This window comes from Vibrio cionasavignyae, assembly GCF_050337155.1.
GTDB lineage: Bacteria > Pseudomonadota > Gammaproteobacteria > Enterobacterales > Vibrionaceae > Vibrio > Vibrio nomapromontoriensis.
Window position 1 is genome coordinate 35,516 of record NZ_JAKJSR010000028.1, and the last position, 21,121, is coordinate 56,636.

Genomic DNA, 21,121 nt, shown 5'->3' on the forward strand with positions numbered 1-21,121 from the left:
ACGGCAGGTTTACCATTAAATGAAGCATCTTTGACGATCCGCCACACGGTTTTACATCTTTTCCCCTGTAATTGCTCAATCCAAAGCCAAAACGACACTTTAACCCTTGCCCAGCGACAAATTCTAGACCCTGTAAATAATTCTAAGCAATAAAAAAACCCCGGAGCACAAGTCGCTTTGGGCGATGCATGCGCTATCCGAGGCTTAACAATATCAAGCTATCTATTTTTTGCTGTTAATTGCCTTCACGAAGACTTCTTGAGCGCCTTCGATATTTAGGGCTTTAGCTTCATCAAGTAAGCTGAGTGCTTTAGGGATGTTGTCTTCTGCAACGGCTTTTTGGATAGCGGACGTATAATATTCCGAACTGGTTGCGGCCTCAGGGACATACTCCTGCTCTTTGACCACACGCTGGGTTACGAAATCATTCGCAGTAACTTTAACTCTAACCTTGCCATACAAGCCATGTTCGATACTTGGGTCTGGAATTACTGGAGGGACTGTACCCTTCGTCTCAGCAAAAATCTTCGCGGGATGTGTCACCGTTGAGGTACTGTCTAATGATTGCTTGGTTGTGTAAACCAAAATATATATTTTGGTGGTGCCCATTTTAGGGATGACATTCATTGTCACCGCGAACTTATTAGGATCAAGCATTTTGCTTTGCTGATACTCAAATTGTTCGAAATTATTTTCAGCTAATAGGTTACCTAAATTATCGGTAATCTTGACTGAAGAAGCGTATAGGCTCTGCTCATTTTCTACTAAGGTTTGTACTTCAATATCTAAACTACCACGAGTACCGTCAACGACTAAGCCCATGATAGGTCCAGCGCTATTACCTTCAAGTAAAAGCTGTGAACTTTCATTTATGTTAGCTTCAATATCAACCGGTAAGTTCAAGTCCATCCACTTGATTTTATCCACGCTAGTCACAACTTGTTGCTCAGGCTCGACAGAGTTCGACACCTCCTGCGTGCTCGAACAGCCTGCAATCGCAACTGTTGTCAAAATCGGTAACCACCAAAACTTCATGAACATACCCCTACTTCTGTTATATCAATACAGCCAGATCACTCTGGCTGTATTACTTTTTATGCTAATACGTTACGCATTACCACCAAGCTTCAACTTGAACACCAACCATGGTTTCTGCTTTATTGCCGTTGGTATCTTCTTGTACTTTATCACCCGAGTAGTGTGATACGTAAGCACGAATAGAAGGACGAGCCCAGAAGTTTGAACCTGCGTTCCACTCTTGCGCCAGTGTCACCTTCGTTAGGTCTTTCCACTCACCTGAATCTGTTGTCATCAGGCTAGAAGTACGTCTTTCATTGGCATAACCAACTTCAAGCACTGTCGCTAAATGGTCATTCCATTTGTACCCAGGGCGAATAACCGCGTTATAAAAATCGGTTTTACCATCAAGATGAGTAGTCTTTGATGTCGTTTTATCGATATCTTTTGAGCCATAGATGAATGAGTAACCCATGTTCCATTTCTCTTGCTCAATCACACCCCAATCGATGAAGCGATAACCCTTACCTTCAACCGCATTCAGTCCTTCACCAGCGTGGTTATCAAAACCACCAACCGCTAGACCATCAGTGCCATATTGAACGATAAACTTGTTAAAGCCACCAAAGAAATTGCCTTGAGTATGCTCGAACGTCAGTAACATACCGGTATTATCGGCTACATCACCGTTGCCCGTAGGCCCCGTTCCTGCATCTGGCTTATTAGCTTGATCTTTCTGTGCATCACTCAGTGACGCCATACCATAAATGAAACCTAGATCAATAGATCCATCTTTGTTTGCTTCAATACCCGCTAGACGGAAATCTGCCTTATAAGCTCGCTTCCAATCATCGCCGTGAATACCGTTGCTGTAGTCGCCTTGCCAATCTTCCGCAGACGATGTAATTGCAGCAGAGAAATTACCGATACCTGTATCAATATTTTCAACACCCGCACCGTAACCTGAGTTATTCAAGTAATAGAAATCTAGAATGTGAATATCTTTACGTTGGTAAAAACGCTTACCTGCCCAAATGGTGTAATTCTCAAAATCGCCTTTAGCATAGGCTTCACGAAGGGATGTATTACCGCTGTCCCAAGGACCGCCATCGCCAACACGTTGCATTGAGTTGCCTTGACGGTCAACGTTACCTTCTTTGGTCGCATAAGACATACGTGTATAGATTGAGAACGCCGTATTACCTTCGTTGTACACTTCTTTACCTAAGCCAATCTCAGCGTAAGTATCAACCTCATCACCAAGACGACCAACAGCGTGACCGCTACCGCCGTTACCATATGAAGCAGCCGCGCCACCATCAGCATTCATGCCGATACCTGCACGCATGTAACCATTAAATTGTAAATCACCCGCAAAAGCGGAACCTGACGCTAGTACACCAACCACTGCAGCAGCGATTACACTTACTTTTTTCATTAGAAAACTCCGTTTAACTTATTGTTATATTCATTCTTGTAGAGGGCTATGGAGGCAGTACCACGCCCTCAACACTTGAAATATCGGTTTTAGGGTCCCGAGTTCATTGAACGAAATGAACATTAACGAAGTCATAGGTGAAACACGTCCTCCACCTTAGTTTTATAAAGGGGGGGATGAGAGAGGATGAGAAAAATAACCGTACGTCGTTTCTTTTGCCCTGATCACATATTTAGGGGGGAGTAGTATGGATATTGGTAATGTATTGACGCGCAAAGTACGCTTTATGTCACTTTTCTTAACGAATTCGCAAAATTAGTGAAATAAAATTACATTTAAATTTCTGTGATCTAGGCTTGACCTAAAGTTGACAAACCTATTAACTGTTAAAAACAAATACTGTCAGCAACAACTAAAAAGTAAAATAACGCTTATGACAAAAATTCAGTCAAGTCCTTACCCTTTAGGGGCTTCTTTAGATAGCAAGGGATGTAATTTTGCTATTCATGCGCCAGATTGTGAACAAATCAAGCTGGCGATATTTAATGGCGATGATTCCTATCAGCTATTCTCGCTCGATGAAGAATATGCAAGTATCAAATACACTCGCGTTGAGGGGATAAATGCGGGTCAACGTTACAATTTCGTTATCGAGAAGTCAGATTCACTTCAGTTTATCTCCGATCCTTATGCAAAAGCACTGGATAAGCCCCTGCATTACATTCCTCCTTTCGATGATTCCAAGAGCTCACTATTGCCGAAATGTGTCGTCGTTGACGATAACTTTGATTGGCAAGACTCAACGTCACCGCGAATCCCTCGTGAAGAGATGATTTTGTTTGAAACTCATGTAAAAGGGCTAACCAAACTCAATGAGCGCGTACCCAAAGAACATCAAGGGAAGTATTTAGGGCTCGTTAGTGACGATATGTTGGCGTTTTATCGCGAGCAAAACATAACCTCACTGCAATTATTACCCGTCGCGGCATGCATGCATGAACCTCACCTGCTCGATATGGATAAGGTCAATTACTGGGGCTACAACCCTTACGTATTTATGGCGCCCGATCCAAGATATGCAGACGATGATGCCGTTATTGAGCTAAAAACTGCCATTCGAACGCTTCACCAGCACGGCATTGAAGTTATTTTGGATGTAGTTTACAACCACACTGCGGAAAGTGGCGATAATGGCCCAGTCTTCAACCTGAAAGCACTGGATCACCAATTTTACCTCAAACATGGTGAATACTTCGCCAACTTTACTGGTTGCGGCAATACCGTTGATCTTAACTATCAGCCAGCACTGAATCTTGTTATGGACACACTTCGGTATTGGGTAGAAGAGTTTAAAGTTGACGGATTCCGCTTCGATCTTGCGGCGACATTAGGGCGAAATGGTGACAACTTTAACCAAGATGCGGCATTTTTTAGGGCTGTCGCTCAAGACCCAACTCTGAAACAAACAAAACTCATCGCCGAACCGTGGGACATTGGACCAAATGGCTATCAAGTAGGCAATTTTCCATTTGGCTGGAACGAATGTAACGACCGCCTGCGTGATATCACGCGTAGCTTTTGGCGTGGGGATCAAGGGTATTTGAAAGAGTTTGCGACGCGTATTATGGGCTCTCGCGACCTATACAGTGCCGCTAATTGGCCATATAAGCTCACCGTCAATTACATCACTTATCACGACGGTTTTACCATGCAGGATCTCGTTTCTTATAAGCATAAGCACAACGAAGCCAATGGTGAAAATAATCGTGATGGTCATGGTGATAATCGCTCTGACAATTATGGCGTTGAAGGCGCGACTGATAACCCGATCATTTTAGCTACTAGGGAAAAGCAAAAGCGAAACTTTATGGCAACGCTGTTATTTTCTTTTGGTATCCCGCACATTTTGACGGCCGATGTCCTGTCTCACTCTCAGAAAGGCAATAATAACGCTTACTGTCAAGATAACGAATTAAGCTGGTTAAATTGGGAGCAAAGTGCAGCCAAACAGCACTTTAAAACTTGGCTCGCAAATATGATCGTTGCCCGTCAACAATACATGGTGCCGTTTATTCGAGCGTTCAGCGGAGAAAACCGCAACAACAACCGAATATTTTGGAGCCGTGTAGACGGTAAGTTAATGAGCATGGAAGATTGGAATCGACTAAGCAGTGTCGCTCTTCACCTTGGGATAGGCAAAGACGGCGATGAAATGCTCTATTTAATTAACCAAACCAAAGCACCTGCACGCTTTTCGCTCCCCAACGACAGAAATCAATGCTGGAAAACTATTTGTGATACCCACATTGCGGAATCTGAAGTAGGACATGCTGAAGGTGAAATTTTGCAAGCGCCGATGTCGATGGCAATATTATATTTTTCACCTAGCCAATAAGAATATTATTTAATTTCAACAAAAGAGTCTAAATTTTAGACTCTTTTGTTTTAATGAACAAAACAAAGTAGTAATGTCATCGAAAAGTGTAATATTCCTTTGAAAAATACCGACTACCAATAGTAATATCAGGTACTTGCTCAATCAGTTGAATAGTATATGTTTTTACCAAAATTATTATTACGGGTATTTCGTCCATTTTGCTTTGCTCTTATTGCTACCCTATTTTTCGTCTCCTATCAACAATATCAACGCTCGCAAGATCTCGCGATAGAACAATCTCAATCCAATGTTAAAATGGCATCGGCGTTAGTTTGGGCACAAATTGAAGCCACATTTGGCAAGGTAGACCTACTGCAAAATAACGTTAATTCTTCTCATTTTAATGCGTTAGCTAATGACGTTCTCTCTAATACTTACCTATATAAAAATGTTGTGCGCTTTAATCCCAGTAGCAAACTCTATCAACCGGTGAACGGAGCACCTGTTTCCTCAAACATCATTAGTACTATCCAATGGCATGAGTACAAAGCGACCTCTAAGACTTACGCGGTATCCAGTATTTATCAAAAGGAAAATGGTTTTTGGGTCTTTGCAATTAAACAAGCGAACAACGTCAATGAGAACGAAGTATGGATAGAATTTGATGTCCAACACACGACCCAATACTTGGCGAACTTAAAAACGTTAAAGAATGGCTACGTGTTTGTCATTGATGCCGAAACTGGGCGCCTAGTATTCCATCCAAACCCATTACGAATTGGTTCACCTTCCATTAGCTATGCTGGCGGATTAAAAGCGCAATTAGATCTCGCGGAAAAGCGAGGAACCTACGAACACTACTCTAATCCCTTACAAGTCGCATCGCCCTCTATCGGCTTTACTGGCGGACTCAGACAGCGACTAAACCAAGAAGAAAAACGGGGTACCTACGAGTATTATTATAATGGCCAATACAAAGTCAGCGTTTTTGATGCGCATAATCCAATGAACTGGGTGTTTGTGTCGGGCACCAACAGAGCAGATATCCTCTTCACCTCGTACCAAATATCATTGACCGCCATCGTGTTGCTATCACTGCTATTTTTGATACTTTCCATTAACTATATTACTTTCCAACTCAATAAATCACTGGCAAAACTCAACACCTCATCTGACATTTCTAAATTTAAACAAGATCTTAAGTCAGTGTTTAACCAGTTTACCTTTCATAAAGGCGTACAACTTTGCCTCTATGACAGTGAGTCTAGTAACTTTAAGACTATCGATTTTCACGGCAATAGTCAGGTCATCCATCATACGGACGTCTTACCAACGGTGTTAACGCGTAGAGAACTCAACTATTCATATAATACAAAGTTAGATATTGTCGCCCAAAAACTACAAATTAGAGGTCGTCACTACACCTTACCTTTGTATCAAAGAGAAACATTAATAGGCGTTATTTACCTTAAGAGCTCATTCTTCGCATTTGGGGGAGTGTTGCGTGCTATTAGAGATTTTTCTGAAGTTGCCTTGTCAAATTTACTATTGTTCCAAAAACTACACAGTAAAGACGCCTTAACGGGGCTCAACAACAAACAAACCATGCGCAATGCGATCCTATTACATTTCCGAAATAGTAACGCAGTTTTTGCTTTAATCGATATCAAGGGGCTTAGTGACATTAACCAGCAGCACGGCGATATGCTAGGAGACGCTGTCATTTTGTACGTCGCCGATATGATTAAGCGTAACTTCAAAAAGCCAAATGCCATTTGTCTTGCTCGTGATGAGAATGGCGGCTTTGCTTTACTCTTTGACGCCAGTAGTAGAGACGACGCAGAAAAACAATTGGACTGGTTGCGACAATTAGTTGAGAAACAACCACTCTATATGCATGATAAATGGATACAAACATCCATTACTATTGGTGCCACAGAAATTGGTACTGCAGGAGTGGCAGATACGCCTGACGCAGTGAATGGTCGAGCCAAGCAAGCGTTAACACAAGCAAAACTAAAAGGACGTAATATCGTCTGTTTTTACCAGTAATCACGTCGTTTGCCTTCAGCCATTAGGATGAGTGCTGGTTTCTGTGAAGAAATGATGGGACTGAATAGCTAAGGCTAACCATAAAACAACAAAGACTTATCAGTTCTTCTGATAAGTCTTTCTATGCGCCAATAGGGAGGAAATTAAACTAGAACACGCCGAGCATTTCACAAAGGTACTTTGCAGCCGGCCCTAATCGTGCGTTTGACTTCCAAAGCACATCCGCGGAGTTCAGCATTTCATAGCGTTGGAATTCTGGTCTGAAGTCGATCAATGTGCCTAATGCTTGCTTTTCAACAATGAAGTCTTTCGGCACGATAGCCCAGCCAATTCCCTGTTCAACCAGCTTAATCACATCTTCTTGATCGTCTGCTTGCCAAATATCTTGTGAAAACGCACCTTGAGCGTTCAACACCGGGTTTTGCATCATGCTACGACAAACAATTTGTCTTTCGCCGATTAAGGTTTCATTACTCACTTGCGTCATATCAGCAAAAATAGAGTCTGGGCTGCAAATACATACCCACTCAATATTAGCAATAGAGACAAAATCTAAACCCTCTGGCACCGCGTCAGCTGCGATATTGAATCCAAGTTCGATATCGTCATTAGAAATTGCGGCCGTAAGATGATGAGCACCGAGGCGAGATACATCCACATGAGTAAATGGAAACCGTTGTGACATTTTCTCAATCGCGGACTCAAGCAAGCTAAATGGCAGTAGCGGATCAATAGCAATTCTTAACGTATCTTCGACATTCTCTACACTTGCTCGGGAGTAATTGCGAATTCGCTCTGCTTGTCGCAACAGCACTTTTGCCTGTGAAAGCATCCGCTCCCCTTGAGGGGTGAGCTTGGGATACTTAGTACTTCTATCGAACAGCGTAATGCCGAGATCAACCTCGAGATTATTCACTCCAATACTTACCGAGCTTTGGCTTTTTCCGAGATGTCTCGCCGCTGCAGAAAAAGAACCTTGTTCTGCGGCTGCAACAAATGCCACTAGCTGCTCAATATTCAGCATATTCAACCCTTTGAATCACTTATTAATAACCATGTCATCGTAAAACAATAGCACAATAATTGCACCAAACTTATAACTCGAACCAATACAACCGATAAACTCAATCAACCGGAGGGATGAATCAATTAAAACGCTTCACCAAATCGAATATAGAAACTCGTGTTGCCCATTTTAGACACAGCCACATCAGCACCTATCGAAAATCGTTCTTTTGCGTTCAACAAATAGCGAACACCCACCCCTGCACTCGGGATAACGTCTGATTTCACACTATACGACGCCCCTTTATACTCATTCTTAACCATTGCAACACCAGCAAAAGCCACGCCACTCCATAATGTTGAGAACTTACGGCGGTATTCAACTTCAGCCTGATACATCGCACTACCACGATATTTATTCCAATCAGCGCCTCGTAAATCCGGTGTGACGAATTCATACTCTGGAGTGTCTCCAAGCATTTCTTTACCAATAACTCGATAAGCGAACACATCCTCACCCACTGGAAAGTACTGACTAATTTCTGCGTCTAATCTATCAAAACGCTTACCTGTACGGCTATCTTTAGAGTAATGTAATGTGCTCAAGTCGACATTTAAACCCTGACTCGCTCCCATCATGTTGTCACGAGAATCGTAGGTCATTAGAAAACCAACAGCACTATTATTGCCACTCATTTGACGTTCAAATTCGCGCTTTTCTTCCGCCGTTGCTTTTTCTTTTAAATCTGCATTACCGCCACTCCATAGCCCTTGAACGCCAAAATACAAGTCATCGATAATCTGCTTACGAACTTCACCATAGACAAAATTCGAGTAGCTTGAATATTTTGCAGCTTTTGGTAATTGCATCCCGACTCGGCCAGTGTATTTTAAATTCAAACTAAAATGCCCCGCCCAAAATCCAGCACGCCATGCATCATGCGCAAAAACATGTTCATGCCCAACAATCGCCATGCCACTGCCAGAATCAGTATACTGACCATAAAACATACTGGTAGAAGGGTTTGTTGCCCCTTCCGCTCGGTCATGCAAATACATCGCATTAACTCCAAGACCAACCCCTAATGCATCATCAGTAATCGGAACAGGAAATGCTGCAAACTTTCTATCTGGTAGGGCTTCTTCACCTGCTACCTGAGGCTGATGGCTAGCAAGTTCTTGCGAAGGCGTGCTACTTGCACCTGTATTTTGTGGTGTGGGCTCTCGACTCTCGGCAGCATGATTTTCAACCTTTGCGGCATCTTCTGCCCAAACAGAAGTCGCAACAGTAATGAGAGAGAGGGATAGCAGTGAAGTCTTGATAAGGAATGTATGCACAGAAATCTCAATTAGTCGTGTTCGTTACGTACCACACTGAGATTCCTTTCTTCATGGTACTTATACCTAAACAGTACCTTTTGTGTGTGCCAAAGCTATAGGCGACGAAGATGCTACTAAAATACCATCCGTAGATAAAGCCGACCCATTAACAATGCATATAGATAATCCCACAAAAGGTTAGGGGTTAAGCTAAAATACGATTGATAATTCACTGCATCAATAGCCCACCCCTGTTGTATATATAGAAAAAATTAAATTAATCCTTATTATACAGCAACATAGAGTAGCTCCCTCTATTAGAGCAAACACACCTCCGACCAATTCGAAAAGTAGATACTTTCTCCTTCCAAGTGTTAAACAAATCGTATAGTCTTTACAAAATATTTTGAATTGTGACAGAGATCGAGTAAATGGAAGCAAGGAAAGCAATGCGGACTCCCGCAGATAGATTAAGGCACACGATATTATTTGAACTATTTCTGCTACTACTTGCGGCGCCAATATGCATGTTTATATTTGGTGCTAGTGCGGAAACCGCAACCATAACCGCGGTGGCGTTATCGGCAATCGCGATGCTATGGAATTTTATCTACAATTATTTGTTTGACGCTGTTCTTTACCGGCTGAACGGTTCAACTGATAAAAGCAGTACTCAGCGTGTTATCCACGCCATACTTTTTGAGTTCGGTTTACTCTTTACTACCATCCCATTATTGGCTTGGTCGTTAAATTTATCGCTTATCGACGCGATCGTGACTGACATCGGCTTTGTCGTAATTGCGCTGTTTTACTCATATTTCTTCAACCTGATGTATGACAATATCTATCCGTTACCCGACATACAAAGCAGCAGCGAGTAAATAGAAGCAAGTTCTGTCAAATTATTTTCATTCCATCAGTAACTCATTGCATTCATTATGCAATGAGGGCAAGCTAAGATGCGCTAAACTGTTGAGAATAATCCTTGAAGGACACACCATAATGAAAGCACTTAACATTCTTTCCTGCGCTCTTTTGGCAAGCTGCAGCACATTCGCTATTGCTGACGTAACAATAAACATTCCTGATTCTGTTGACCTACTATCCGTCAATGCTGGCGAAGCCGACACTAAGTCAAACGGTTTTTTCTCCTCAGGAAAAACGGCAACACTTCCTGACGGCACCAATCAAATCGTATTCCGTTTTGAACCGTATTTTGACGTTAATCGAGAAGAACGTGTCAGCGTACCAAGTAAAGCGGTGATTGCACGATTTGACGCAAGCAATACCACGCTCACACTCGAAGTCCCAAGTTATCAAAACGAACGACAAGCTAAAAAAGATATCGATGCGTTTGCGTGGACATTAAAGGATGAGCAAGGAAACGTAATTGCCATAGAACAAGATGTACTCATTAAAGATGGCATGCAAATTGGCCGTGATTACAGCCGTGAAGCTGAAGATTATAACCGCAAGGGCGGCGTAGCAGCGATTACCGCTACAGGTGCTGTCGCGGTAACTGCAGCGGCTACCCCTGCCACTTTACCCGCCAATGTCAATGCTCCCGCAGGCGACACCACAGCTGAAGAAATGCTCATCTTTTGGTACAACAAAGCAGATGATGAAACGAAAGCTCGCTTTAAGGAATACGTGAGTCAACACTAGATCTTCCGCTGAGATATACCGGAAAGCCGCTTTAAAAAGCGGCTTTTTCAATCCAGACTTTTCACCACCACATTCCCTATAGCGTGGTATAGGTCGTTATCTCAACGACCAAAGGACAATAAGGACATATAAGAATGAAAAAAATAGCCTTACTTGGTGATAGCCTAACGGCAGGCTGGGGACTGACTGAAGGACGAAATTGGTCTGACTCCCTAGTGTCTAAATTTCCCGAGGTTCAATTTACCAACCTAGGAATTCCAGGTGACACCACGACAGGAATGCTGTCACGATTTCAACAACAAGTTATCGAACAACAACCCGATATTGTTGTGATTTTCGGTGGTCTAAACGACCTAAACTGGGATACGCCAATTAATGAAGTTGCCTGCAATTACAACTCGATGATTGCGCAAGCGCAACATCATAATATTCAACCTGTTGTCATGATTACCTCACCCATTGACCCTGTTGGATCATTACCACTATTTTCTCACCAACAGGCAACGGTTACCCGTATTCGAGATGCGATCGAAGCATTAAGTACAGAACACAGTAAACGGTTAGTCACTATGTATGGGCACGGCCCGTTCGGCATTGAAGTGGTAGATATTTATCAAGCGTTTGAAGCCTATGCACGAGAGCATGGTCATACGGCGCTCTATCAAAATGATGGCATTCACTTATCTGCTATTGGTGCTAACGTCATTTTCGAACAGCTCCAAGGTATTATCGCCAAGCTAATAAGGTAACTTTCAAGACCATTAGGAAAATATCAAAGCGACTAACGTCAAGCACACTATCTGTAACAAGAGTGCGAATAGTCAGTCGCTTTCCCTCTTACTGACTAACCAATAAGAAGAGGATTTGAGCCCTACGCCCAGAACATCATGACAATGACCGTCAAAGCCATAATACAAGCGATGTTTAGCAAAATACCAATCTTCATCATTTCCTGCTGCTTGATGTGGCCAGAAGCGAAAACTATCGCATTAGGAGGCGTGGCAACGGGCAGCATAAATGCACACGACGCAGCGACAGCGATAAGTACAGATAACACAACAGGTGATAACCCAAAGGCTTCAGCCACCCCCGCAAAGACAGGGATGAGCAATGCCGCACTGGCTGTATTGCTGGCAAATTCAGTCAAGAACACCACAAATGCTGCGATGACAAAAATAATCAGCAATAACCCGAATTGAGAAATGAGATCACTCAGTTCATTAGCTAAAAAGACGCTGGTCCCCGTCGCTTTCAAGACATTACTTAGGCAAATACCACCACCGAAGAGCAATAACACGCCCCAGTCAGCTGTCTTTTCGATGTCTTTCCAATGAACGACGCGAGCAAAGTTCACCGCGATGATCGCCCCCAATGCGACAATAGTGTCAAACTTCGCGTAACCACCAATCATGGCATTGATAGGCTTACTAAAAATCCAAAAGAAAACGGTTAAGGCAAAAATAAGTAACGTAACAATTTTACCTTTATCCCACTCTACCGCTTGATGATTAATTTCGAATTCACCGTCTAGTTTTGGCTTCAACACGGCAAAGAGTACCGCCAACGCAATTGGTAATAAGATCATCGCCGTAGGCAAGCCAAACTTCATCCAATCGGTAAACGTTAACCCGACTTCAGCCGCAGCAATCGCGTTAGGAGGGCTACCGACCATGGTTGCAATACCACCAATACTGGCACTGTAAGCAATACCTAATAAAACAAACACATAAGTATTGTGGCCACTTTCTTCATTAACTTTACTAAGTACACCTAATACCAATGGCAACATCATCGCCGCTGTCGCCGTATTACTGATCCACATCGACAGCACTGCAGTCACACCAAATAGCATAAAGACCGCGACGCTCATCCGCCCTTTGGCAAGGACCAGTACTTTATCGGCGATCACTTTATCCAATCCCTGTCGGTGCATCGCAGCGGCAAGCGCAAAGCCACCTAAGAACAAGAATATGATGGAGTTGGCAAAGTTATTTAGCGCAGTCTGAGTATCAAACACTCCAAACAAGACCGCGATGATAGGGACGAGTATTGCAGTGACGGTCACATGCAGCGCTTCCGTCAGCCAGAGCACAGCAATGAAGGCAAGGATACTGATTCCAAGCACCACATTAGGGTCAAATGGCAGAGTTTTATAAAGGACAAAAAACAGCGCGATATCTGCAAGAATAATCAGGCTGTTGCGGTTTAAAAACCATTCTCGGGTGTTAGAGGGCAAAGGGACACTATCGTTTCTATTCATTATTATGGCTTCCTTTTGTTAACTGGGGTGGAGTCCCCCGGGGTGAATTCCCCAAAACCACAAGTTCTCAATAAAAACCGGCATCTAAGTGCGATCATTTACGCTAACCATGCCCATTATAAAAATTAAAATCGGGGCAAAGCGCTGATTCTCGATTGTTAAGACTTGCGGAACCAAATCATGATCCCACATAGCCAATCAAGCGCATAATACAAATTTATCAATCTGTTAACCACATCAACAATACGGATATATTTGCAACAAGTTCACCTAACACGTTATCCCTATTCATTTTTTAAGCACTACGCAATTCGCGATCACGACATAGGAATAGGTATACTAGCCAGTAATCGGCCAAAACTTTCTTTTGTTTCTTGGCATTGCATCACTCGACCGTGCCCCTGACCTTGAGTCGTCACTAAAGTGACGCGATCCATTTCTTTTGATGCCTTTTCTGACACATCGTACTTGGTAAATTTGTCCTTCTTATCGTGAACAATAATAGTTTCGGCTTGCCGACGTGACAGTTTCTGATAAGGATCAATAGATTGAATTGGGTAGCGATACTGGTCTTCTATGTCCCCAACCACCGCTTCAAAAAGGCGCATTGAGTAACCCGATCGAGCGACACTACCAAACAAGTTATCGACATAATCCAAGACAGGGGCGATAAGCAATAAAGGTTTATCCACCAGCTTTGCATGTTTACACTCAAGCGCTGCAGCAGTTCCCATACTATGCCCAACCAAACCCGCGACATCGCCCTCACTGTCCAAAAGTCCTTCTAAACCACCAATGAAAGCTGGAATATGCCCATACTGACCTTCACTTTCTCCATGGGCAGGGTGATCGTACGCTAAAGCGGTATAACCTTGCTGAGCAATATACTCCATCAATGGATAGAACTGGCTTGCCGTACCAGACCAGCCATGCGTCAAAATCCACACAGGTCCCTGACCCAAACGATACGTTTTTAGAACCCCTTCACGCGTGACAACATCCGCGACAACCAACCCATCAGGTTGAGCATTTTTTGGCTTAGATCGCACTGGGGTTAACAACAACTTTTTCGCGATATTTTTCGCATGGTTCGGTGCCAATTTATGATGCGTGCGAGTGGTAAGATTCACCAGTCGCTTCTTAAAACTAAATTTTTTTGATGTGTTGAAATAGATTTTGTCGCTCATGACTCACTTCCTTTCTCTCGATTCGTACGATCGTGCTTTTTTGTGGTAAATATTTTCTCGTGAATGATTAACCTCTGAACCATTTAATTTCTCGAATCATCCATCCAAGAATCCATCAAACGTTCAACACTTTTACTAAAACGCTGGCTGCTCTCCTGCTCACCGACAAGTGAATAAAACACATGAGCACTCAGATACTGCCCGTAGAGTTCAAACGTTGCCTGCTTTGGATCCAAATCCGCTTTAAATTCACCGCTTGCCATTCCTTTTTCAATTTGAATCGTTAAGTAGTTTATCCAGCGATGAATCGTACTACGCAATGCCGATTGCAAATCATCCTGCTGGCTATCACGCCATGCATCAATAAACATGCAGCTTCCTTGAAACGACTGGTTCCAGCTTATCCAATTATCAATTAAGTGATTAATTTTCAGCCGAATGTGTTGGTATTCGCAGGCTCTAACTGGACCAATCACACGCGCCTGAAATGTAACTTCAGCGTATTCTACTACGGCAACTTGTAGATTCGTCTTCGAGTTAAAATGCGAAAACAAACCACTTTTTGACAGGCCACACTGCTTGGCAAGCTCGCCAATAGTTAGGCTCTCTAACCCCTCTCGGCTCGCTAATTCAAAAGCCTGACAAAGAATATGTTCTTTGGTTAGTTTGCCCTTACTCATTTTCACCTCATGTCGAATCATTGCCTTTAATTTAGCACGGTCGTGCTATTTAGCAACAGGCCGTTATTATATTTATCAACACACGTTTAATTGTCGGTCTACCTATGGGACACTATCACTCATTAAAATAGCCGCTTAAAATAGCCGCATCGACGTCCCCTAGCAAACATGGATTGAGTTATGAATGTTCTTATGGAGCAGCTGCATTTTTCCTTATCAATAACCGGTCCAATTTGTTTGATGCTTATTCTTGGTGTCATCTTCAAACGCATTGGTTTGATCAACGAAAATTTTATCTATGTGGCTTCAAAGCTGGTTTTTCAAGTCACACTGCCTGCCATGCTATTTCTAAGCATAGTGACCGCTAAGCATGACTTTTCTGCCGCTAGCCAATTTGTTGGCTTTGGGCTCATTGCCAGCATCTTGTTTTTTGTTTTTACCACACTCTCTGTTAATTATTGGTTTCGAAACTCACCTGACAAAGGCGTGATTATTCAAGGTGGATTTCGCTCTAACACCGCTATTATTGGGCTAGCCTATGTGGCAAATGCCTACGGTGACCAAGGGGTTGCTCTCGCCGCGCTGTATGTTGCCGCCACAACATTTCTATATAACGTCCAAGCCGTTATCTGCCTGACACCTCGCTCAGAAGCATCTGGGACAAAAGCGGGAAAAGTCATGCTTAGAACACTCACCAAAAACCCGCTCATCATCGCCATTGTATTTGGCATCGTATTCTATAGCCTCTCCATACCAGTGCCCGAGATAGCGGTGGATGCCGGAAACTACTTCGCCCGCATGACATTACCATTGGCTCTACTGTGTACAGGGGGATCGCTAAACCTTAACTCAATGAAAAATGAACAAGCTGCGTCGTGGTTTGCGACCGGTTATAAGCTTCTATTGGCACCAATCAGCATTACCCTTGCCGCCTATCTAATGGGCTTTAAGGGCATCGAAATGGGGATTATCTTCTTCATGAACGCGTCTCCTGTTGCTGCCGCTAGCTATGTCATGGCACGAGCAATGGGGAGTAATTCTGCACTCGCCGCTAATATCATTGCCTTCACAACTGTGTTATCGGCCATCACATGTACGTTAGGTATTGTAATTTTATCGTCGTTCGATCTGCTTTAACACTCGCACTGCATACCATCAATCGCTCTTATTACGTCTAACTGACCTTCTTTGAGCCCAAACAAATGTCACAGAATGTCATGGAGAGTATAAAAAATGTAATGATAATGATTATCATTTTGATCTATTGGGTTATGAGCAGTACTATTTGCCCCTCTATTCAATACGATAAATATTACAATAATGAATGCTACATTTAACCACTTCATTTTACTTGCTACTTCCATTTTTTCAGTTCCATTACTTGCCCAAGAATCACCCAGCCACTCCTCAAATGACACCAAGACTGCAACAGAAGTCATGCAGGTCTATGGCACCAATTATAGCCGCCCAATAACCATAGATAAGCCGGGAGAATCTCTCATTGCTCGGGAGCAAATCGAAATTGAGCAACCAACCAATCTTGTTGAACTGTTTGAGGATATACCCGGCGCAAGTTTTGACGGTGGAGCAAGATCTGGCGGAGAGAAAATTAATATTTGGGGGTTTTCTGATCCGAGTGATATTGGCATGTATGTTGATGGCGCACCAATAGGCTTTCAACAATATCGCTATGGTACGTTCTTTTTCGACCCGTACCTCATCGGTGATGCAGAGATTGTTAAGGGTGCTCATGATTACCAATCAGGCGGAAAGTTCGGTGGTACCATTCGTATCCGCACCAAATCCGTCGATGAGTTACTAAAACCCAATCGAAATATTGGTGTGAGAACACATGTTGGATACAACGACAACGACGACCAAAAACATGTCGGTTTGACCGCGTTTGGGAAAACAAATTCAGGACTGTATTTCTTAGCATCTGGGACGTGGAAAGACTCCAACGACATTCGAATCGCTGGCGGCGATGCATTGGAATATTCTGATTATACGCAAAACAACAGTCTGATGAAACTTGGCTACGAAACGAATCAGCACCTTATTGAGTTAAGCCATACTAGATACACAGACAACGGTCGTAAACCTTGGGCGAATCGCAGAGGTGAGTTTGCTAAAATTAGCGACTGGAATATCAAGAAATATGGCTCCCTTGAAGCCGCTAAATATGCTTACACCGTACAGAACGAGTATGAAGACAGTACCACTTCTCTACGCTATCAATACAACCCTAATTCAAAACTGGTGAACCTCAATGCGGTCGCTGCACGGTCTAACAATGAACGTCACTGGCGAAGACCTGATGTCGCATGGAAAAAAATGTTCGTCTCTATTGGTGCCTATGGACATGAGTCATGGGCGTCATATCAACGAGACTATATCGATATCAATAATGAAATGACATTAGGTCGTCACACTCTGACCATGGGCATCCAATACGAGAAAAATGAGCGGGATACGCTCGTGCATAACGCGACCAAAACCTACAACAAGCCCGCCAAAAATTATGGTATTTTCACTCCTTACTATGACCCGTCAGGCACTCAAACCACCTATTCTGCTTATGTTTCAGACCATATAACCGTCACTGACCATCTAAGACTTTCACCGTCAATTCGCTATGACTACATCGTATCCAAAGGCAAAGCCAATTTGGCTCCCGACTATAACGACCCCGCTGCAGGACATGATTTTAGTGAAGTGACACACTCTGGATTCAGTCCTAGGGTACAACTGGACTACGATCTAACCGTCAACACACTGCTTAACCTCGCTTACGCCTACCAAATGAAAGCGCCGACGATAGACAATATATATTCTGTTCAATATGCAAGGGCGAAAGCCTCTGCAAGCTCTCGTGACCTTGAAGCTCAGCGAATTCACGCGTATCGAGCCAGCATTATCAACAATCTTTCTGGACTATTTAATGAAAATGATAGTGTATCGACTGAAGTGACTGGATTTTACAATGATGTCAGTAACGACGTTATGAATCGTGTAAAACAGAATTTAGTGGACGATCGTAATACCCTGCAGAGCTGGAAAGTGAACTTAGATGGTTATCGAAACTATGGTGTTGATGTTCAAGTTCAATATCGACTCGCTGGATTTTATAGCGATTTATCAGCGAGCTATATCGAAGGAAAACATAATGGCTCCATTGTCGACTCCAGCGGCGATGACCAATATATGTATGGGCTCCCACCATTGACTATAAAAGCTGGCCTCGGCTACACATGGCTCAATGGATTAACAACCGGCTACAAACTACGTTGGTATGACGCGCAAACTAAAGTGGAAGATTCGATCTACTTCCCTCAGGCCAGTGACCAGTACACATTACAAGACATCTACGTGAGTTGGCAGCCACAAACGATGAAAGACCTGATGCTAAGGGCAACGGTTAAGAACATTGCCGATATTTATTATCAACCCTACCTTTCCAATGGTGTACCTGGGCCCGGAAGAGAAGTTAGATTGAGTATGACCTACGATTTTTAGACACTTACCAACCTTCACATTGCCGATCGCGTGTGAAGGTTCCCCTCCTTTTTCCTGTTAGACAAGCCACCTAAGCACAACAACAGACATCTCACCTATTGACCAAGCTCTCACATTAATCGCCCACTCAACATTGACGAGGGTGTCGTCCATCGACCTGAATGCCATACCGCCACTCAACTAAATTGCATAGCAAACCAACCGCACTCTGCTAGAATACTTGCCACCTCATACCATAAAAAATGACGAATAATGAACAAAAGCAAAATTGTCGAGTACCTACAACAAGTGCGTGAAAATAAACCGCTTGTGGTTAACATTACTAATTTCGTTGCTATGAACAACACTGCCAATGCACTTCTTGCTGTCGGTGCTTCTCCTATCATGGCGCATTCTAAACAAGAGATGGCTGAGATGATGGCGTTTGCCGGCGCACTGGTCATCAATATAGGCACTATCGATAGTGTATGGCGACCGGGGATGTTTTTCGCTGTCGAACAGGCCAATTTACACGACAAAACGGTTGTCCTCGACCCGGTTGGCTGCGGGGCAAGCCAGTTAAGAACATCCACAGCCCGTCAACTTGCAGAAGCGGCAAAACACCTCATCATTCGCGGCAATGCGTCAGAAATCATTGCCATGGCGGGTGAGCAAGGTCACAACAAAGGTGTTGACGCATTGGATAGTAGTGAGGCTGCACTTAACGCCGCTAAATCCCTAGTTGATGCATACCAATGTAGCGTGGTGATTTCAGGCAAAACGGATTACATCGTTAGCCCTAATTCCACCATCGCTTTGAACAATGGCCATGAAATGATGCCTTACGTGACTGCTATGGGTTGTTCACTCTCTGCTGTAACAGGCGCTTTTGCTGCGGTCGGTGATAACACTGGTGCTGCCGCTGCCGCCGTATTTGGTGTGGCAGGCGAGATCGCAGCCGAGCAATCAAATGGTCCAGGTTCACTGCAACTCAATTTACTCGATGCCTTGTATCAACTTGATGCCAAGACACTTTCTGAACGATTAAGTATCAACGAAATCTAGGAATAAACATGCCGCTAAATCCTTATCGTCTCTACCTCGTCACTGATGAGCAGCAGGATCTTCAAACTCAGCTCAAGGTTGTTGAACAAGCGGTTCAAGGTGGCGTAACCATGGTGCAAGTACGAGAAAAGCATCATGATATACGCGCCTTTATCAACAAGGCGGCGGCGATAAAGCAAGTGTTAGAAGGCTCGAACGTGCCTTTAATCATTAACGACCGCGTTGATGTCGCGTTAGCGATTAACGCCGATGGGGTTCACTTGGGGCAGTCCGATATGCCTGTCGAACTCGCACGTCAGTTACTCGGACCAAACAAGCTACTCGGGCTATCTATTGAAAATGAGCAGCAGCTTAAACACGCTAACAACCTACCGATTGATTATATTGGGTTAAGCGCAATCTTTGCGACCGCGACCAAAAGTAATATTAAAAAACAATGGGGACTAGTTGGCCTCGAAAATGCCCTCAACCAAACGACACTACCGATTGTCGCCATTGGTGGTATTAACAAGACAAACATCTCTGCCATCGCCCAAACTGGCGTTCATGGTATTGCTCTGGTGTCTGCCATTAGCCATGCGAGCTCTCCGCAACAAGCTGCCCGTGAGTTAACACGGTTATTGGCTCATCCACCACAACTCTAGGATCACAATGAACGATAAACTCTCCACATCCGCATTAGCGAAACACCGAGACATGGTTGCGAAAGATTTATTCACAACCTTAAAACAAGCGGGCTACCTATCTTGGCATGAGTCGAAGTGGCTACTTACTGACATTGGCTTTCGCTTTGGTGGAGAGTATAGAGAAAGTGAAAAATACGGACGATTTATTGTCTGGCCAACAAACCTAATTATTGATGATACTCTCATTTCAGATGCTCACTTAAGCGCGACTCAAATTGGCGAATACTTTTCAATGCCCGCCAAAAAAATCAACTTGCTGCTAAGCGAATTAGGTTGGATTAAGCGAGAAGGGCAGCAATGGCTGGTAACACAAAGCGGATTAAGAGCGGGCGCATTTCAGCGTATCGACTCGGTGAAAGATGCCACATTTGTACTTTGGCACCCTAGTCTGCTTCGCAATAAGCGGCTGAAGCAATCGGTGGGGGAATTCAAAGGCAGCGACGCAGATAATCAATCAACCGACCGCTCTTTTTCTCGGTTTAAACAAAAGTTCTCAGCCAAACACCGGACCTTAGATGGCCATTATGTCCAATCCAAAGGCGAACTCATCATTGATAATTGGCTTTATATGGGCAGCGTTCTACACGCCTATCAGCGCCAACTTCCGATCGACACCGATGTAATTAGCGACTTTTACCTACCACAGGGCAAAGTTTACATTCAGTTTTGGGGCACCGATAACGGCCCTGTCGATACTAAGACGATTGAAAAAACTCGCCAGCTCTATCACGACCATGAGTTTGATCTCATTGAAATTTTCCCTGAAGAGTTAGAGCAGCTCGATACAATTCTACCGCTAAAGCTTAGACCGTTTGGGATCCGTGCTTACTAATGTAATGGTGTCCATCCCAACACTACATTGCATCACTATTAT

At 43.5% G+C, this 21,121-nt stretch carries 17 protein-coding genes; 10 read left to right on the forward strand and 7 right to left on the reverse strand.

The window, feature by feature from the left end; translation table 11 throughout:
* Window positions 1-222: 222 nt before the first annotated feature.
* Together L4D74_RS20865 and L4D74_RS20870 are read right to left on the reverse strand one after the other, a co-directional pair.
* Window positions 223-1,035 carry a MalM family protein gene (locus tag L4D74_RS20865; protein ID WP_428754448.1) on the reverse strand — a complete coding sequence of 271 codons (813 nt, stop codon included), beginning with the start codon at window positions 1,033-1,035 and terminating at the stop codon, window positions 223-225.
* A 79-nt stretch (window positions 1,036-1,114) separates the two neighbouring features.
* A complete protein-coding gene (locus L4D74_RS20870) occupies window positions 1,115-2,455 on the reverse strand; it encodes a carbohydrate porin (RefSeq protein WP_428754449.1) in 1,341 nt (446 codons plus the stop codon).
* Between the two features lie 433 nt (window positions 2,456-2,888).
* Here L4D74_RS20870 and glgX point away from each other — a divergent pair, with 433 nt between their 5' ends.
* Together glgX and L4D74_RS20880 are read left to right on the forward strand one after the other, a co-directional pair.
* Window positions 2,889-4,850 (forward strand): glycogen debranching protein GlgX, encoded by a 1,962-nt coding sequence (gene glgX, locus L4D74_RS20875; RefSeq protein WP_428754450.1) that lies wholly within the window; start codon window positions 2,889-2,891, stop codon window positions 4,848-4,850.
* Window positions 4,851-5,009: 159 nt separating this feature from the next.
* Window positions 5,010-6,884 (forward strand): sensor domain-containing diguanylate cyclase, encoded by a 1,875-nt coding sequence (locus L4D74_RS20880; protein ID WP_428754451.1) that lies wholly within the window; start codon window positions 5,010-5,012, stop codon window positions 6,882-6,884.
* Between the two features lie 148 nt (window positions 6,885-7,032).
* On the opposite strand, the gene L4D74_RS20885 is transcribed toward L4D74_RS20880, so the two are convergent.
* Both L4D74_RS20885 and L4D74_RS20890 read right to left on the reverse strand, forming a co-directional pair.
* On the reverse strand, window positions 7,033-7,908 hold the full coding sequence (locus tag L4D74_RS20885; RefSeq protein WP_428754452.1) for a LysR family transcriptional regulator: 876 nt from the start codon (window positions 7,906-7,908) through the stop codon (window positions 7,033-7,035).
* Between the two features lie 125 nt (window positions 7,909-8,033).
* Window positions 8,034-9,227 (reverse strand): BamA/TamA family outer membrane protein, encoded by a 1,194-nt coding sequence (locus tag L4D74_RS20890; RefSeq protein ID WP_428754453.1) that lies wholly within the window; start codon window positions 9,225-9,227, stop codon window positions 8,034-8,036.
* A 431-nt stretch (window positions 9,228-9,658) separates the two neighbouring features.
* Between L4D74_RS20890 and L4D74_RS20895 the strand changes: the two genes are divergently transcribed.
* The 3 genes from L4D74_RS20895 to L4D74_RS20905 all read left to right on the forward strand — a co-directional run bounded on the left by L4D74_RS20895 (window position 9,659) and on the right by L4D74_RS20905 (window position 11,623).
* Entirely contained in the window at window positions 9,659-10,090 is a 432-nt protein-coding gene (locus tag L4D74_RS20895; RefSeq protein ID WP_428754454.1) for a PACE efflux transporter, read from the forward strand.
* Window positions 10,091-10,211: 121 nt separating this feature from the next.
* Window positions 10,212-10,874, forward strand: coding sequence for a DUF2057 family protein (locus L4D74_RS20900; RefSeq protein ID WP_428754455.1), 663 nt, complete (start codon window positions 10,212-10,214; stop codon window positions 10,872-10,874).
* Between the two features lie 134 nt (window positions 10,875-11,008).
* Window positions 11,009-11,623 (forward strand): SGNH/GDSL hydrolase family protein, encoded by a 615-nt coding sequence (locus L4D74_RS20905; RefSeq protein WP_428754456.1) that lies wholly within the window; start codon window positions 11,009-11,011, stop codon window positions 11,621-11,623.
* Window positions 11,624-11,745: 122 nt separating this feature from the next.
* Here L4D74_RS20905 and L4D74_RS20910 read toward each other — a convergent pair whose 3' ends face one another.
* The 3 genes from L4D74_RS20910 to L4D74_RS20920 form a co-directional block, all read right to left on the reverse strand.
* Entirely contained in the window at window positions 11,746-13,134 is a 1,389-nt protein-coding gene (locus L4D74_RS20910; protein ID WP_428754457.1) for an SLC13 family permease, read from the reverse strand.
* 317 nt (window positions 13,135-13,451) lie between these two features.
* Window positions 13,452-14,321, reverse strand: coding sequence for an alpha/beta fold hydrolase (locus L4D74_RS20915; protein ID WP_428754458.1), 870 nt, complete (start codon window positions 14,319-14,321; stop codon window positions 13,452-13,454).
* An 83-nt stretch (window positions 14,322-14,404) separates the two neighbouring features.
* Window positions 14,405-15,001: a TetR/AcrR family transcriptional regulator gene (locus tag L4D74_RS20920; RefSeq protein ID WP_428754459.1), complete on the reverse strand. Its 597-nt coding sequence runs from the start codon at window positions 14,999-15,001 to the stop codon at window positions 14,405-14,407.
* 180 nt (window positions 15,002-15,181) lie between these two features.
* On the opposite strand from L4D74_RS20920, the gene L4D74_RS20925 reads away from it, so the two are divergent.
* The 5 genes from L4D74_RS20925 (at window position 15,182) to L4D74_RS20945 (ending at window position 21,079) form a co-directional block, all read left to right on the forward strand.
* Entirely contained in the window at window positions 15,182-16,138 is a 957-nt protein-coding gene (locus L4D74_RS20925; RefSeq protein ID WP_428754460.1) for an AEC family transporter, read from the forward strand.
* A 183-nt stretch (window positions 16,139-16,321) separates the two neighbouring features.
* Window positions 16,322-18,517, forward strand: a complete 2,196-nt coding sequence (locus tag L4D74_RS20930) for a TonB-dependent receptor domain-containing protein (RefSeq protein WP_428754461.1) — start codon at window positions 16,322-16,324, stop codon at window positions 18,515-18,517.
* Between the two features lie 252 nt (window positions 18,518-18,769).
* Window positions 18,770-19,561 carry a hydroxyethylthiazole kinase gene (gene thiM, locus L4D74_RS20935; protein ID WP_428754462.1) on the forward strand — a complete coding sequence of 264 codons (792 nt, stop codon included), beginning with the start codon at window positions 18,770-18,772 and terminating at the stop codon, window positions 19,559-19,561.
* An 8-nt stretch (window positions 19,562-19,569) separates the two neighbouring features.
* Complete coding sequence (gene thiE / locus L4D74_RS20940) at window positions 19,570-20,205, forward strand: thiamine phosphate synthase (RefSeq protein ID WP_265676002.1); 636 nt, start codon at window positions 19,570-19,572, stop codon at window positions 20,203-20,205.
* Window positions 20,206-20,212: 7 nt separating this feature from the next.
* Entirely contained in the window at window positions 20,213-21,079 is an 867-nt protein-coding gene (locus L4D74_RS20945) for a glycerol kinase (RefSeq protein ID WP_265676003.1), read from the forward strand.
* The last annotated feature ends 42 nt before the right edge of the window (window positions 21,080-21,121 follow it).